Genomic DNA, 15,676 nt, shown 5'->3' with positions numbered 1-15,676 from the left:
AGATGGCTGATGCCGCGAAGATCCAGCCTATGAGTATCCAGCACTGCCCTATTCATGATTTGCGGTATATCCGTTCTGGTTTGACCAATGCTTCAAACTGATTGCCATAAGCCGAGAAATCCAGGGTTTCCTTACTGCCCAGTGCCAGAAAACCCCGATGACACAGGGATTCATGAAACAAGCCGAACGCGCGATGCTGTAGTTTTTTGTTGAAGTAAATCAATACATTACGACACGAAATTAATTGAGTTTCCGAGAACACGCTGTCGGTGGCCAGGCTGTGATCGGCGAAGGTCACGTTGTCGCACAGGCTCTTGTCGAAAATGGCGTAGCCATAGGCCGCCGTGTAGTAATCGGCGAATGAACGCTGACCACCAGCCTGCTGGTAGTTGTGAGTGTAGGCCCGAACATTCTCCAGGGAAAAAATCCCCTGCCTGGCTTTATCCAGCGAGCGCGGGTTGATGTCGGTGGCATAGATGATGGTGCGATCCAGCAGGCCTTCTTCGCGCAGCAGAATCGCCATCGAATAGACCTCTTCGCCGGTGCTGCAACCGGCGATCCAGACCTTGATCGACGGATAAGTCTTGAGCAGTGGCACCACTTCCTGACGCAGCGCCAGGAAGTGCGAAGGGTCTCGGAACATTTCGCTGACCGGGATCGTCAGCAATTGCAGCAATTGCATGAATGCGGTCGGGTCGTGCAGAACCTTCTCCTGCAGCGACGAGATGGTCTTGCACTCAAACTGACTCAAGGCATGATTGACCCGGCGTTTGATCGACGCGGTGGAGTAATCGCGAAAATCGTAGCTGTACTTGAGGTAGATCGCCTCAATCAACAAGCGCAATTCGATTTCGGTGTTGCGCTCCACTAGATGCGTTCCATCTTCGGTAACCACACACGAATCAACGAGAACAGACGATCCAGATCGATGGGCTTGGCCAGGTAGTCGTTGGCGCCGGCGTGTAAGCAGCGCTCCTGATCGTCCTTCATGGCCTTCGCCGTCACTGCAATGATCGGCAGCTTGCGCCAGCGCGGGTCCTTGCGGATTTCGAGGGTGGCTTCGAAACCATCCATCTCCGGCATCATCACGTCCATCAGCACCAGATCGATGTCCTCGACTTCATTCAATTTCTCGATCGCTTCACGGCCGTTACGGCCAATGACCACGATTGCGCCCTTCTGCTCCAGCGCGCTGGTGAGGGCAAAGATGTTGCGTACATCGTCGTCCACCAGCAGCACTTTACGTCCCTCGAAAACCTTGTCGCGACTGCGGGCGGTCTTGAGCATCGTCTGGCGTTCCTGGGACAACCGGGATTCGACTTTGTGTAGAAAGAGTGTCACTTCGTCTAGTAACCGCTCGGGCGAGCGCGCGCCCTTGATGATGATCGAGCGCGAATACTTGCGCAGCTCGGCCTCTTCGTCCCGGGTCAGGTTACGTCCGGTATAGACGATCACCGGCGGGAACGAGCAGATATCTTCGGTGGACATACGTTTGAGCAAGTCGTTGCCGAGCATGTCCGGCAGCTTCAGGTCGATAATCATGCAATCGAAAATCGTGCTGCGCAGCAAGTCGAGCGCATCCTGCGCCAGGCCGACAGCGGTGATTTCGATGTCCTCGTCACCAATCAGTCGGGCGATGCTGTCACGCTGCACATCGTCATCTTCGACCAGCAACACCCGTTTGACCTTCTGCGTCAGTTTGGCTTCGAGGCGGGCAAACACATCCTTGAGTTCCTCACGCGTGGTCGGCTTGACCGCATAACCGATGGCGCCCATGTGCATGGCGGCTTCGACGCGGTCTTCGACCGAAATCACGTGCACCGGGATGTGCCGGGTTTCGGCATGTTCTTTCAGGCGCTGCAATACCGTCAGCCCGGAATGATCCGGCAAGCGCATGTCCAACAGAATCGCATCAGGGATGAACTGCCCGGCCAGGTCGTAGCCTTCGTCGGCGCCGTGGGCTACCAGGCACTGATAACCCAATTCATGGGCCAGGTCGTAGAGGATGTGCGCAAAGTTCGGCTCATCCTCCACCACCAGAATGCAGCGAGTGGCGAATGGCGCCTTGTTGCGATCATCGTCGAAACGCGGAATGTCGACGTCGGCAATCCGCGGCACAGGCGCAGTAACCACGGCACTTTTCGGCATGACCACCGGCGTGGCTTTCATCGTCTCGACAGGCGCGTCGCCCGGCTCGACATAGTGCTGCGGCAACACCAGGGTGAACACACTACCCTGCCCAGGCATGCTGGTCACACTGATGGAGCCGCCCAATAACGTGGCCAGATCACGAGAGATCGACAAGCCCAGGCCGGTGCCGCCGTAACGACGATTGGAGGTGCCATCGGCCTGACGGAAGGCTTCGAAAATGCTTTCCTGCTGATCCGGCGCAATACCGATACCGGAATCGCGGACGATAAAGGCGATGCCATTGTCTGGCTGAGCAGCGACGCTCAGGTTGACCGTGCCCTTTTCGGTGAACTTCACCGCGTTGGACAGCAGGTTCTTGATCACTTGCTCCAGCCGCTGGCGGTCGGTGAACAGCGTCAGCGGTGCATCGGCCTGCAATTGCACCTGGAAATCCAGTTTCTTGTCCGCGGCCATCGGCTGGAACATGCCACGCAGGCCTTCCACCAGACGCGCAACATTGGTGTTCTCCGGACGCACCTCAAGCTTGCCGGCCTCGACCTTGGAAATGTCGAGAATATCGTTGATCAGGTTAAGCAAGTCATTGCCGGCGGAGTAGATCGAATCGGCGAACTTGACCTGCTCGGCGCTGAGGTTTTCCTGCGGGTTTTCCGCCAGCAGTTTGGCCAGAATCAACGAACTGTTCAGCGGCGTGCGCAGCTCGTGGGACATGTTGGCAAGGAATTCGGATTTGTACGTGCTGGAGCGCTGCAACTCTTCGGCGCGCGCTTCGAGCTCAACTTGAGCCAGATTCAGTTCAGTGTTCTTCAGGTCCATGGCATCGCGTTGCGCGACCAGGATCTCCCCCTGCCTGGCGAGTTGTTCGTTGGTTTGCTCCAGCGCTACCTGCTGGGTTTCCAGGTGGCCCTGGGATTCCTTGAGAATCCGCGACTGCTCTTCCAGCTCTTCGTTGGCGGTCTTGAGTTCTTCTTGCTGAACTTGCAGCTCTTCGTTGAGTTGCTGGGCTTCGGCCAGCACTTCCTGCAAGCGCTGGCGATAGCGGGCGGCCTCGATCGAGGTACCGATGTTGCCGGCAATCAATTCGAGCAGTTCAACATCGCGATCGGTCAGCGTGCGCAGGAACCCCAGTTCGATCACACCGTTGACCCGATCGTCGTCGCTGGTCGGCACCACCAGCACGCTGTGCGGCAAACCTTCGCCCAGGCCGGAGCTGACTTTGAAGTAGTCGCCCGGTACGTCATCAAGACGAATCAAGCGCCCCTGTTGCGCCACTTGGCCAATTATCCCTTCGCCACTGTAGATCTGCTGCTCAAGCGCTTCCTGTTCCCGGGAGAAACCGTAAGACGCGATGCGTTTCAGGCCACCATGATCCTCACGGACATAGATCGCCGCGACAGCCGTCCCTAAATATTGGGCGCAGAACTGCAGAATGTTGCGCCCCAACAGATTGAGGGATAACTGCCCCAAGACTTGCTCGGCCAGTTCGGTCTGACCGTTGCGTAACCAGGCTTGCTGTTCCAGGCGCCGGGCACTGGCCTGTTGCCCGGCGAGGTTGGCGCTGTAGCTTTGGGACAGTTTGAGCAAGTCCCGACGGCCAATGTAGGCCAGCAATCCGCTGATACCGGCCACGAACAGCAGATAAAGGGCGATGCTCCAAATCGTGGTTTGGCGCACTTCCTCGTTGCGAGTGGCGCGCAACTGCTGTTCCAGATCGATGACATTTTCGAATTGCTTGCGGATCTCATCGGTCAGACGCTTGCCGCGTCCGGCCTTGACGGCGCCACGGTAGTCACCGCTGGCGCGTTGCAAATCGATCATCGATTGCGCGTAATTAGCCCATTCCGTCTGCAAGGCCTGGAGCCGGCGCAGACGATCAGTCTGGACCGGATTGTCGACGGTCAATTCGAGCAAGGTATTGAGAGCGACGGCGATTCTCGGCTTGGCCGTCTCATAGGGATCAAGGAAATGTTCGTCGCCGCTAAGCAGGAACCCGCGCATGCCGGTTTCCAGATCGACGGTCAGCTTTATCGCTTCATTGGCATTATTGATCACCCGGTCGGTGTGCTGGACCCACTGGATCACCGACAGCAGGTAGCTGATCAGCGAAACGAAGAAAACCGCGCTGATAATGCCCATACCCAATGGCAGGCTGACGTTGCGGCTCAAGAGTTTACGGAATCGTTGCTCATCAACCGAGGACGCAGAGGTCATGGGGAAGCCTTGTCATACTGTTGAAAAGCATCGAGTCTGCCCCAAAACGGCCGAGCTCATCCATTTTTCTGACATGTTTTGCGGCAAAAGCCTGCATTTAGCTGCTCTGGGACAAAGGAGCGGCTATTCTGTGCGGTTCTTGTGCGGCTATTGTTTTTGTAGCGCGTCGGGAACTTGTCGTGATTCGTCACTTACTCATGCAAGAACCCGGCGGTTTCGATCGACCGGCAACCGCGAATTCAACCTTTGAGAGCCCCACTATGTCCACTGATGCCTCCACCATTCTAGTCGTCGAAGACGATGCCATCGTGCGCACGTTGATCGTCGATGTGCTGGAGGAACTGCAATTCCGGGTACTTGAGGCCGATGGCAGCGAGCAGGCCCTGGAGTTTCTCAACGACGAAGACCAGTACATCGACTTACTGATGACGGATGTGGGGTTGCCGGTCATGGACGGTCGGGAATTGGCGAAGCAGGCGCGCATGCTGCGTCCCGAATTGCCGATTCTGTTCGCCAGCGGCTATGCCGAAAGCATCGAGGTGCCTGACGGCATGTATCTCATCGGCAAGCCGTTTTCCATTGATCAGTTGCGGGACAAGGTCAAAGGCATACTCGTCCAGGCCTGACTTTTCTCGCACCCCGATTTTCTCCGCTCCCTACCCGTTTCAAGGAATACCCGTCAATGAGTCAGCCCCGCGCAACCAAAGTCCTGGTGATTGGTTACGTCTGGCCCGAGCCCCGCTCTTCTGCGGCCAGTGGGCATGTGATGCAAATTCTCGATACGTTCCTGCAGCAAGGCTGGGACATCACCTTCAGCAGCCCGGCCGGCACCGGTGAGCACCGTGCGGACCTGACCGCGTTGGGCATTCGCGAAGTGCCAATCGAGTTGAATAACAGCAGTTTCGACACCTTTGTCAGTGAACTGGCACCGGATATCGTGCTGTTCGACCAGTTCATGATGGAGGAGCAGTTCGGCTGGCGAGTAGAGAAACACTCCCCCGACGCCTTGCGCGTGCTGGAGACCTCCGATCTGCAAAGCCTGCGACATGCGCGGCATCAGCGCCTCAAAGAGCGCTTGAAGGCCAGTGACGACGCCAACGATTTCAGCGAGTTATTCGCCCCGGCATTGCGTGAAGAGTTCGAGCTCATGGCGGACACCGATCTGGCGAAACGGGAGATCGCCGCCCTGTATCGCTGCGACTTGAACCTGATGATCTCCGAAGTGGAGATTGAATTGTTGGTCGAGCAGTTCGGATTGCCGCAACAACTGCTGCACTGGTGCCCATTGATGGTCGAACCGCTGACCACCGCGTCGCCAGCCTTTGAAGACCGTGCGCATTTCCTGAGCATCGGTAACTTCCGCCACGCCCCCAACTGGGACGCCGTGCTCTGGATGAAAACCACGATTTGGCCGCTGATCCGTGCGCAGTTGCCAGAGGCGCAACTGCATATCTATGGCGCCTATACGCCGCCCAAAGCCACCGCCCTGCACAATGCGGCCCAAGGGTTTCATGTGATGAACTGGGCAGAAGATGCCTTGCAAGTCATGTCTGCAGCCCGGGTGTGCCTGGCACCGTTGCGCTTCGGTGCGGGTATCAAAGGCAAAATCGTCGACGCCATGCTGTGCGGCACGCCTAATGTCACCACCCCGATTGGCGCAGAAGCGATGCACCGCGAACAGCCGTGGCCGGGCGCCGTGACCCGAACTGCGCGTGAGTTCGCCGATTGTGCGGTTCGTCTTTACAAAGACAAAGACCTTTGGATGAGCGCCCAATCCAATGGGCAGATGTTATTAGCCGAGCGTTATAAGTCGTCGACACATGGCCCGGCACTGATCGAGAAGTTGTTGTATTGCCAGCAACACCTGGCACAACTTAGAAGGGATAACTTCACCGGCAGCATGTTGCGCCATCATCATCACAAAAGCACTCAATACATGGCACAGTGGATTGAAGCAAAAAACCGTATTCAATAAAAGCCGGACTTCATCCAGCAAACACAACAAGAACATCACCAATCACACACCTCGCATCAAACTGACCCTTGGCGAATAGAACTTAAATAATTATAAACATCCTGCAAGCGCCACTCCGACCACCTTACAACAAGTGGCGCTCCTTCTATTAATTAGATGCAAGGATGCATTAATGGACAACAACACTTCAAACAACTACGAGAATTATAACTGGATGGCCGCCACACCGGCCATTGACACCTTGTCGCTTCGTGAGTTGACACTGCCGGGCACCCATAATGCAGGCTGTGACCGGGAAGCGTCCTACGCGCTTCTTCCAGGCCCCAACTATCTGGCGTGTCAGGACGTCCCGTTTTTTTCCCAACTGAGCCGCGGTGCTCGGGCGCTCGATGTCCGATTGGTTTACCACGCAGACTCGGCGGGACTCGGAAAATTCCGTTGCCAACATGGCGACTATCTCTCTTCTCGCACGTTGGAAGATCTTGTAAGCGACATCAAAGCGTTTCTTGTGAGAAGCCACAATGAATTCATCGTCCTGGCTTTTCATGAACTGAAACACGGCAAGGAAACCTTTGACTTCAAATACTTCAACGACATGATGCTGAAACATCTCGGCGATCAAATGATACCTGCCGCAAACCGGCATCTGAGCCTGGGTCAACTCAAGGAAATCAGTCCATTACAACGAGTATTGGTCGCCGCCCCAAGGCACAATGACCTGGACTACAAAAGGTTTTGCGGAAAAATCGAACATAAATGGGTCAACCAAAATCTAGTCAATACCGACGACCTGCATAATTACATCGCCACTGTAATGAACAACCTGCCAGGTCAGTGGGAGCTTTGGTCGCTTTCCGCAACCTGTTACAGCGTGGGCGGCCCTAAAAGAATCCTTGAACATCTTGATTTATGGTTTGATCCAGAAAAAAGTGAATGGGCAGAAACATGCAACATTATCAACTTCGACTTTATTAAAGATTCGAAAATCGTTTCTTACTGCCGAACGGCAAACCTGAAAAAAGCCAGCAAGAGAATCTAATAACCATCGCGCCACTAAATAGCTATATTTGTGCAAACATTTCCGTGCCTGGCAATACTGCCACGCACTTCTATGCTGGGTCATGAAAGCCTTTAACTGAGGCGAATAATACGGATGTGGCACACCGTCACATCCGACACATGACTTCTTCGTCCCACGGATGGGACGAGGTCAACGACAAGGAACTGTCATGACCCACAGCACCACCATCACGTTCGACAAACAGAAATGGATGAGCAACGTACTGGATATCGATCGGTTGAAGCTGACCGACATTGTCTGGCCCGGCACGCACAATGCCGGCATGGACAAAAAAGCACCCAACTATGAAGTGATGGTCGGCAACTGGACAACCTGCCAGAACGATTCATTTGCCTGGCAACTGGCCAATGGCGCGCGAGCTTTCGATCTGCGGCTCGGCTACACATTCGGCCCCGTAGAGCCGGTGTTTTACTTTCATCACAATGGGTTTCAGTCCCATCGGATCCTCGATGAACTGATCGATGCGGTATCGACCTTCCTCGATCGAAATCCGGATGAATTCATCGTGCTGGACTTTCATCAACTCGGAATCGCGGGCAAACCTTTCGACTATCGGAAACTCAACGATGTGCTGGTGCGTCGCCTTGGGCTGCGAATCATCCCGCACAGCGACGCATTGAAAACTGTGGGTGAACTCAAGCGCACCAGTTCACTGCGTCGCATCGTCATGGCGGCCCAAGGCGCGTCAGGGCTGGACAGTAAATACTTCTGGCAGCGCATACCGCACAAGTGGCTCGAACAAACATTCACTGATACCAGCGAGCTACGTAGCCATATCGCTACGACCCTTGAAGATGCGCCCTACGAGACGTTTCTCTGGTCGCTGTCGGCGACCACCTATTCGCTATTGGGCGGCCCGCAGCACATAAAAAGCCAAATCAATGACTGGTTCAGTACAACGCGCGACTGGGTAACCCGTTGCAGCATCATCAACATCGACTTTTTCGACGAGTGCGAGATTGTCCGTTGCTGCTGGACCGCCTCCAGCATGAAAGCCGTGTATGGCCGTTCGTTGCATGAGCGGGCCTGAACGGTCAGCGTCGCGGGCTGGCACAGTGAGCCTGGAAAGAGGCATGATCAACGGGCGATAACAATAAAAGTGCCCTGATATGAGCCGACCAGCCAGAGTTACCGATCCTTCCTACGAATTGATGGACGACCATAACGGGTTGTCCATCATCTATCGTCAGCACGGCTTCCCCTGCCCTTTGGTGCGCTGGCATTTCCACAAGGAGTACGAACTGCACCTGATCGTCGCCAGCTCCGGCAAGGTATTCATCGGTGACTACATCGGTAACTTCTACCCGGAAACACTGTTCCTGACCGGCCCCAACCTGCCACACAACTGGATCAGCCAGGTCGCCGAAGACGAAGTGGTGCCCAAACGCGACATGCTGGTCAATTTCACTGACGAACTGTTTGAAAGCGGCCATCAGGTGTTCGCCGAACTCAAGACGCTTGCACCTTTGCTGGAGCGCGCTCAGTACGGCATCGAGTTTCGCTGCAAGCGCACGATCCGCCAGGCCATGACCTTGATGCAGCGCATCGCTGATACCAAGGGCATGACCCGGCTCGGGCATTTTTTCATTCTGCTGGAGTTGCTGGCGGCGTCCGATGACTATCAATTGCTGTCCGGTGCCACGACGCCGCAATTGGCCGATGAGCACAATATCGACCGCACCAACCGGGCGGTGGATTACATCTTTACCCATTACGCCCGGGAACTGCCGCTGGAAGAAGTCGCCGAGCACCTGGGTCTGAAGCCGACCTACTTCAGCCGAGTGTTCAAACAGGCCACCGGGCGCTGCTTCATCGAATTCGTCAATCGCCTACGTATCAGTAAATCCTGTGAGCTGCTGGCCGATGGCGACAAAACGGTGACCGATGTGTGTTTCGAATCGGGCTTCAATAATATTTCCAATTTCAACCGGCGTTTCCAGCAGCTCAAGGGCATGACGCCGTCGCACTACCGGCGGTTGGCGGTGCAGCGTTTGACTGAGCAAAACCACGGTTAAAAGCAAGATCAAAAGATCGCAGCCTTCGGCAGTTCCTACAGAATCACGCGATCCCTGCAGGAGCTGCCGAAGGCTGCGATCTTTTGATTTTCGGCCGTATAAACCTGTACGGATTCAATCGGGGTTAACCGCTAAAACACCGTCCTCTGCGCTTCTCGCATTGAACCCCAGTGCAAAAAAGTATCGGTCACAGTGCGATGGATGATTTGTCAGCCCATCGTTTGAAGGCTGTAATCAGTGCACATTCTTCCTGCCCTTCGGAAGACACAAAAACAATAACTGTCCTTCTGTAACCCGCCGGGTGCAGAAAAGGAGTGCATGATGCAACCTTCTGTAAAAGCTCTGCTTGCTCTCACCTGCATGACCCTCAGTAGCGTCAGCCTCGGCGCCCAGACCCTGACCATTGCCACCGTCAACAACAGCGACATGATCCGCATGCAAAAACTCTCGAAAACCTTCGAGGCCGAGCATCCGGACATCAAGCTCAATTGGGTGGTGCTCGAAGAAAACGTCCTGCGCCAACGCCTGACCACCGACATCGCCACCCAGGGCGGACAGTTCGATGTGTTGACCATCGGCATGTACGAAGCCGCGCTCTGGGGTGCCAAGGGTTGGCTGGAACCGATGAAGGACTTGCCGGCCACCTACGCCCTCGACGACGTATTCCCTTCGGTCCGTGAAGGCCTTTCGGTCAAGGGCTCGCTTTATGCTCTGCCGTTCTACGCGGAAAGCTCCATCACCTATTACCGCACCGACCTGTTCAAGGACGCCGGGCTGACCATGCCCGAACGCCCTACCTGGACTCAGATCAGCGAATTTGCCAGCAAACTCACCAATAAAGACAAAGAACAGTACGGCATCTGCCTGCGCGGCAAGGCTGGCTGGGGCGAGAACATGGCGCTGATCACCACCGTCGCCAATGCTTACGGCGCACGCTGGTTCGATGAGAAATGGCAGCCGGAATTCACCGGACCTGAGTGGAAGAACGCGCTGAACTTCTACGTCGACACCATGAAGAAGTCCGGCCCGCCGGGCGCGTCGAGCAACGGTTTCAACGAAAACCTGGCGCTGTTCAACAGCGGCAAGTGTGCGATCTGGGTCGATGCCAGCGTCGCCGGTTCATTCGTCACCGACAAGACCCAAAGCAAGGTCAGCGATCATGTCGGCTTCACCTACGCACCGCATGAAACCACCGACAAAGGTTCGGCCTGGTTGTATTCCTGGGCGCTGGCCATCCCGACCAGTTCCAAGGCCAAGGACGCGGCGAAAACGTTCAGCGCCTGGGCCACCTCCAAGGAGTACGGTGCGCTGGTCGCGGAAAAAGACGGTATCGCCAACGTGCCGCCAGGCACTCGCGCCTCGACCTACACCGAGGCCTACATGAATGCCGCGCCGTTCGCCAAGGTGACGCTGGAATCGCTGAAGGCCGCGGACCCGAGTAAACCGTCCATCAAGCCCGTGCCCTATGTCGGCATCCAGTTGGTAACCATTCCTGAGTTCCAGGCCGTGGGAACCCAGGTCGGCAAGCTGTTCTCGGCAGCGCTGATCGGCCAGACCACGGTCGACCAGGCCCTGACCGCCGCCCAGTCAACCACCGAACGTGAGATGAAGCGCGCCGGTTATCCCAAGTAACCATCCCCTTACCCTGTGGGAGCGGGCTTGCCCGCGATAGCGATGGATCAGTCATGAAGATGTGTCTGGTGTACCGGCCTCTTCGCGGGCAAGCCCGCTCCCACAGGTTTAGCGTCGATGTTGGGAATACCTACTGTCCTGAACATGTCTGCACTTAATCGGTTCTATCGCCATGAATATTTCAACTGTCAAAGCTCACATGGACATCCCCCAACCGGTGCGTAAAAGCCGGTTGACCAACCCCGGCTGGTTTCTGGTCAGCCCCTCGGTAGCGTTGTTGCTGCTGTGGATGATCGTGCCGCTGGGCATGACCGTTTACTTTTCAATGATTCGCTACAACCTGCTCTACCCCGGTGAAAACCAGTTCGTGGGGCTGGAGAACTTCAGCTACTTTCTGAGCGACTCGGGCTTCCTGCCCGGCGCCACCAACACCCTGTTACTGGTGGGCAGCGTGCTGCTGATCAGCGTGGTGTTCGGCGTGTTGATCAGCGCGTTGCTGGAGGCCAGTGAGTTTCTCGGTCGCGGCATCGTGCGGGTGATGTTGATCTCGCCGTTCTTCATCATGCCCACCGTCGGTGCGCTGATCTGGAAAAACCTGATCTTTCACCCGGTCTCGGGGATTCTCGCCTACATCTGGAAGCTGTTCGGCGCGCAGCCGGTGGACTGGCTGGCGCACTACCCGCTGCTGTCGATCATTATCATTGTCTCGTGGCAATGGCTGCCCTTCGCGATCCTGATCCTGATGACCGCCATGCAGTCCCTCGATCAGGAACAGAAAGAAGCCGCACGCCTGGACGGTGCCGGTCCCATCGCGATTTTCTGGCACCTGACCCTGCCGCACCTGGCCCGGCCAATCGCGGTGGTGGTGATGATTGAAACCATCTTCCTGCTCTCGGTATTTGCCGAAATCTTCACCACCACCAACGGTGGCCCCGGCTACGCCTCGACCAACCTCGCCTACCTGATCTACAACCAGGCGCTGGTGCAGTTCGACGTCGGCATGGCGTCAGCCGGTGGTTTGATCGCGGTGTTGATTGCCAACGTCGCGGCCATCGTGCTGGTGCGAATGATCGGCAAAAACCTGACAGACAAAGCCTGAGGCCTGCGCCATGACTCTTCAACAATCCCGCCGCCTGCAAAGCCTGCTGCTCGGCACTCTGGCCTGGGCCATCGCGATCCTGATTTTCTTCCCGATCTTCTGGATGGTGCTGACCAGTTTTAAAACCGAAATCGATGCGTTCGCCACGCCGCCGCAGTTCATCTTCACGCCGACGCTGGAGAACTACCTGCACATCAACGAGCGCAGTGACTACTTCAGCTTTGCCTGGAACTCGGTGGTGATTTCCTTCAGTGCCACTGCGTTGTGCCTGCTGATCGCGGTGCCGGCGGCCTACTCGATGGCGTTCTACGAAACCCAGCGCACCAAAGGCACGCTGCTGTGGATGCTCTCGACCAAGATGCTGCCGCCGGTGGGCGTGCTGATGCCGATCTACCTGCTGGCCAAGAGTTTCGGCCTGCTGGACACGCGAATCGCGCTGATCGTGATCTACACGCTGATCAACCTGCCGATTGTGGTCTGGATGATTTACACCTACTTCAAAGACATCCCCAAAGACATCCTCGAAGCCGCACGCCTGGATGGCGCAACGCTGTGGCAGGAAATGGTCCGGGTGCTGCTACCAATCGCCAAGGGCGGCCTGGCTTCCACGGTTTTGCTGTCGCTGATCCTGTGCTGGAACGAGGCGTTCTGGTCGCTGAACCTGACCTCGTCGCAGGCCGCGCCACTGACCGCGTTGATCGCCTCGTACTCGAGTCCTGAAGGTTTGTTCTGGGCCAAGTTGTCGGCAGTGTCGACCCTGGCCTGTGCACCGATCCTGATCTTCGGCTGGATCAGCCAGAAACAATTGGTCCGCGGCCTGTCGTTCGGTGCCGTGAAATAGCCCTCAAAGAATAAGCACAAAGGAGCGCCATCATGGCCAACCTGAAAATCAAAAATCTGCAAAAAGGCTTCGAAGGTTTTTCCATCATCAAAGGCATCGACCTCGAAGTGAATGACAAGGAATTCGTGGTGTTCGTCGGCCCGTCGGGCTGCGGTAAATCCACCCTGCTGCGGTTGATCGCGGGTCTTGAAGAGGTCAGCGGCGGCACCATCGAACTGGATGGCCGCGACATCACCGAAGTCAGCCCGGCCAAGCGCGACCTGGCGATGGTGTTCCAGACCTACGCCCTGTACCCGCACATGAGCGTGCGCAAAAACATGTCGTTCGCTCTCGACCTGGCCGGTGTGGCGAAAGCCGAAGTCGAGAAAAAAGTCGGCGAAGCGGCGCGCATCCTTGAACTCGGGCCGATGCTGGAGCGCAAGCCGAAGCAACTGTCCGGTGGTCAGCGTCAACGCGTGGCGATCGGCCGGGCGATCGTGCGCAACCCGAAAATCTTCCTGTTCGACGAACCGCTGTCCAACCTCGACGCCGCCCTGCGGGTGCAGATGCGCCTGGAACTGTTGCGCCTGCACAAAGAACTGCAAGCCACGATGATCTACGTGACCCACGACCAGGTCGAAGCCATGACCATGGCCGACAAAGTCGTCGTCCTCAATGGCGGCAAGATCGAGCAAGTCGGTTCGCCACTGGACCTGTATCACCAGCCGGCCAACCTGTTTGTCGCAGGCTTCCTCGGCACGCCGAAAATGGGCTTCCTCAAGGGCAAAGTCACCCGCGTCAACGGCCAAAGCTGCGAAGTGCTGCTGGACGCCGGCACCCGCATCACCTTGCCCCTGAGTGGTACCAACCTGAGTGTCGGCGGCGCGGTGACCTTAGGGATTCGTCCGGAACATCTGCAGCTGGCGCAACCCGGTGACTGCACCTTGCAAGTGACTGCCGATGTCAGCGAACGCTTGGGCAGCGACACTTTCTGCCATGTTCTGACGTCGTCCGGCGAAGCGCTGACCATGCGCGTTCGCGGCGATCTGGCCAGCCGTTATGGCGAATCCCTGAGCCTGCACCTGGATGCTGAACACTGCCATTTATTCGATGCCGACGGCGTGGCGCTGACCCGCCCACTGCGCGCCGCAGCCTGATTCGAGAGCATGCGATGAAACTGAATAAACAGAACCTCAACCGCCTCGCCCCCGAGGTGGCCCTGCCCGCCTACACCCTGAGCGATACCCGCCAAGGCATCGCGCACATTGGCGTCGGCGGTTTCCACCGTGCGCATCAGGCGTATTACACCGATGCCTTGATGAATACCGGCGAAGCGCTGGACTGGGCCATCTGCGGAGTCGGTCTGCGCGCCGAGGACCGCCGTGCCCGGGACGATCTCAAAGAACAGGACTATCTGTTTACCCTGTTCGAACTGGGCGACGCCGATGACGCCGAAGTGCGGGTCATCGGAGCCATCCGCGACATGCTGCTGGCCGAAGACAGTGCCGAGGCGCTGATCGACAAACTCGCCGATCCAGACATCCGCATCGTCTCGCTGACCATCACCGAAGGCGGCTATTGCATCGACGACAGCAACGGCGAGTTCATGGCGCACCTGCCGCAGATCCAGCATGATCTGGCCCACCCGAACGCACCGAAAACCGTGTTCGGTTTCCTCTGCGCCGCACTGGCCAAACGGCGCGCAACCGGTACTCCCGCGTTCACGCTGATGTCTTGCGATAACCTCCCGCACAACGGCGCCGTGACCCGTAAAGCCCTGCTGGCATTCGCCGCCCTGCGCGATGCCGATCTGCGCGACTGGATCGAGCGCCATGTCAGCTTTCCCAACGCCATGGTCGACCGCATCACGCCGATGACCAGCACCGAGCATCGTCTGCAACTGGCCGACAAACATGCCGTCGATGATGCCTGGCCGGTGGTCTGCGAACCGTTTGTGCAATGGGTGCTGGAAGACAAATTCGTCAACGGCCGCCCGGCCTGGGAAAAGGTCGGCGTGCAGTTCACCGACGACGTCACGCCTTACGAAGAGATGAAGATCAAACTGCTCAACGGCAGCCATCTGGCTCTGACCTATCTGGGCTTTTTGAAGGGTTACCGCTTCGTTCACGAAACCATGAATGACCCGCTGTTCGTGCGCTACATGCGCGCCTACATGGACCTGGACGTGACGCCGCAACTGGCGCCGGTGCCGGGGATCGACCTGACCGAGTACAAAAACACCCTGGTGGCGCGCTTCTCCAACCAGGCGATTGCCGATCAGCTGGAGCGAGTGTGTTCGGATGGCTCGTCGAAGTTTCCGAAGTTCACCGTGCCGACCATCAACCGCTTGATTGCCGATGGCCAGGAGACCAAGCGTGCGGCGCTGGTGGTGGCGGCGTGGGCGCTGTACCTCAAAGGCGTGGATGAGAATGGCCAGACCTATGCAATTCCGGATCCGCGGGCGGCGTTCTGTCAGGCGCTGGTGGCCGATGATGTGTTGATCACTCAACGAATGTTGGAGGTTGAGGAGATTTTCGGGACGGCGATTCCGCGTTCAGCCGAGTTTGTGGCAGCGTTCGAGTGGTGCTGTAACAGCTTGCGGGATGTTGGGGTGACGCGGACGCTGGAGCGGGTGCTGGCGTAAGAATGGTGGTGAACCTGCTGCCGTCTTCGCGAGCAAGCCCGCTCCCACAGG

General features: G+C 57.1%; 12 protein-coding genes. 10 read left to right on the top strand and 2 right to left on the bottom strand.

What is annotated here, in order from left to right:
- Positions 1–52: 52 nt before the first annotated feature.
- Positions 53–868 carry a CheR family methyltransferase gene (locus KGB18_RS07010; RefSeq protein WP_123722843.1) on the bottom strand — a complete coding sequence of 272 codons (816 nt, stop codon included), beginning with the start codon at positions 866–868 and terminating at the stop codon, positions 53–55.
- Complete coding sequence (locus tag KGB18_RS07005) at positions 868–4,359, bottom strand: response regulator (protein WP_223569591.1); 3,492 nt, start codon at positions 4,357–4,359, stop codon at positions 868–870. The genes KGB18_RS07010 and KGB18_RS07005 overlap by 1 nt, the downstream gene beginning before the upstream one ends.
- 260 nt (positions 4,360–4,619) lie before the next feature.
- Between KGB18_RS07005 and KGB18_RS07000 the strand changes: the two genes are divergently transcribed.
- The 10 genes from KGB18_RS07000 to KGB18_RS06955 all read left to right on the top strand — a co-directional run bounded on the left by KGB18_RS07000 (position 4,620) and on the right by KGB18_RS06955 (position 15,625).
- Positions 4,620–4,985, top strand: a complete 366-nt coding sequence (locus tag KGB18_RS07000) for a response regulator (protein WP_123722845.1) — start codon at positions 4,620–4,622, stop codon at positions 4,983–4,985.
- A gap of 56 nt (positions 4,986–5,041) precedes the next feature.
- On the top strand, positions 5,042–6,334 hold the full coding sequence (locus KGB18_RS06995) for a glycosyltransferase (RefSeq protein WP_123722846.1): 1,293 nt from the start codon (positions 5,042–5,044) through the stop codon (positions 6,332–6,334).
- A gap of 172 nt (positions 6,335–6,506) precedes the next feature.
- Positions 6,507–7,373, top strand: a complete 867-nt coding sequence (locus KGB18_RS06990) for a phospholipase (RefSeq protein ID WP_223569590.1) — start codon at positions 6,507–6,509, stop codon at positions 7,371–7,373.
- 190 nt (positions 7,374–7,563) lie between these two features.
- Positions 7,564–8,445, top strand: a complete 882-nt coding sequence (locus KGB18_RS06985; protein ID WP_223569589.1) for a phospholipase — start codon at positions 7,564–7,566, stop codon at positions 8,443–8,445.
- A 79-nt stretch (positions 8,446–8,524) separates the two neighbouring features.
- Positions 8,525–9,430, top strand: coding sequence for an AraC family transcriptional regulator (locus KGB18_RS06980; protein ID WP_123722849.1), 906 nt, complete (start codon positions 8,525–8,527; stop codon positions 9,428–9,430).
- A 321-nt stretch (positions 9,431–9,751) separates the two neighbouring features.
- On the top strand, positions 9,752–11,062 hold the full coding sequence (locus KGB18_RS06975; protein WP_123722850.1) for an ABC transporter substrate-binding protein: 1,311 nt from the start codon (positions 9,752–9,754) through the stop codon (positions 11,060–11,062).
- A 199-nt stretch (positions 11,063–11,261) separates the two neighbouring features.
- Positions 11,262–12,161 carry a carbohydrate ABC transporter permease gene (locus KGB18_RS06970; protein WP_223569648.1) on the top strand — a complete coding sequence of 300 codons (900 nt, stop codon included), beginning with the start codon at positions 11,262–11,264 and terminating at the stop codon, positions 12,159–12,161.
- Between the two features lie 10 nt (positions 12,162–12,171).
- Positions 12,172–13,002, top strand: coding sequence for a carbohydrate ABC transporter permease (locus tag KGB18_RS06965; protein ID WP_007905617.1), 831 nt, complete (start codon positions 12,172–12,174; stop codon positions 13,000–13,002).
- A 32-nt stretch (positions 13,003–13,034) separates the two neighbouring features.
- Complete coding sequence (locus KGB18_RS06960) at positions 13,035–14,138, top strand: ABC transporter ATP-binding protein (RefSeq protein WP_201060377.1); 1,104 nt, start codon at positions 13,035–13,037, stop codon at positions 14,136–14,138.
- Between the two features lie 14 nt (positions 14,139–14,152).
- On the top strand, positions 14,153–15,625 hold the full coding sequence (locus KGB18_RS06955; RefSeq protein WP_123722853.1) for a mannitol dehydrogenase family protein: 1,473 nt from the start codon (positions 14,153–14,155) through the stop codon (positions 15,623–15,625).
- Positions 15,626–15,676: the final 51 nt, after the last annotated feature.

This window comes from Pseudomonas sp. BF-R-26 (assembly GCF_019947395.1).
GTDB lineage: Bacteria > Pseudomonadota > Gammaproteobacteria > Pseudomonadales > Pseudomonadaceae > Aquipseudomonas > Aquipseudomonas farris.
This window is presented reverse-complemented; position numbering and strand designations above follow the sequence as displayed.

What these genes read in the sequence shown, in the direction of transcription:
- KGB18_RS07005 (WP_223569591.1), bottom strand. Translation starts at nt 4,359, where the DNA reads ATGACCTCTGCGTCCTCGGTTGATGAGCAACGATTCCGTAAACTCTTG.
- KGB18_RS07000 (WP_123722845.1), top strand. Translation starts at nt 4,620, where the DNA reads ATGTCCACTGATGCCTCCACCATTCTAGTCGTCGAAGACGATGCCATC.
- KGB18_RS06995 (WP_123722846.1), top strand. Translation starts at nt 5,042, where the DNA reads ATGAGTCAGCCCCGCGCAACCAAAGTCCTGGTGATTGGTTACGTCTGG.
- KGB18_RS06990 (WP_223569590.1), top strand. Translation starts at nt 6,507, where the DNA reads ATGGACAACAACACTTCAAACAACTACGAGAATTATAACTGGATGGCC.
- KGB18_RS06985 (WP_223569589.1), top strand. Translation starts at nt 7,564, where the DNA reads ATGACCCACAGCACCACCATCACGTTCGACAAACAGAAATGGATGAGC.
- KGB18_RS06980 (WP_123722849.1), top strand. Translation starts at nt 8,525, where the DNA reads ATGAGCCGACCAGCCAGAGTTACCGATCCTTCCTACGAATTGATGGAC.
- KGB18_RS06975 (WP_123722850.1), top strand. Translation starts at nt 9,752, where the DNA reads ATGCAACCTTCTGTAAAAGCTCTGCTTGCTCTCACCTGCATGACCCTC.
- KGB18_RS06970 (WP_223569648.1), top strand. Translation starts at nt 11,262, where the DNA reads ATGGACATCCCCCAACCGGTGCGTAAAAGCCGGTTGACCAACCCCGGC.
- KGB18_RS06965 (WP_007905617.1), top strand. Translation starts at nt 12,172, where the DNA reads ATGACTCTTCAACAATCCCGCCGCCTGCAAAGCCTGCTGCTCGGCACT.
- KGB18_RS06960 (WP_201060377.1), top strand. Translation starts at nt 13,035, where the DNA reads ATGGCCAACCTGAAAATCAAAAATCTGCAAAAAGGCTTCGAAGGTTTT.
- KGB18_RS06955 (WP_123722853.1), top strand. Translation starts at nt 14,153, where the DNA reads ATGAAACTGAATAAACAGAACCTCAACCGCCTCGCCCCCGAGGTGGCC.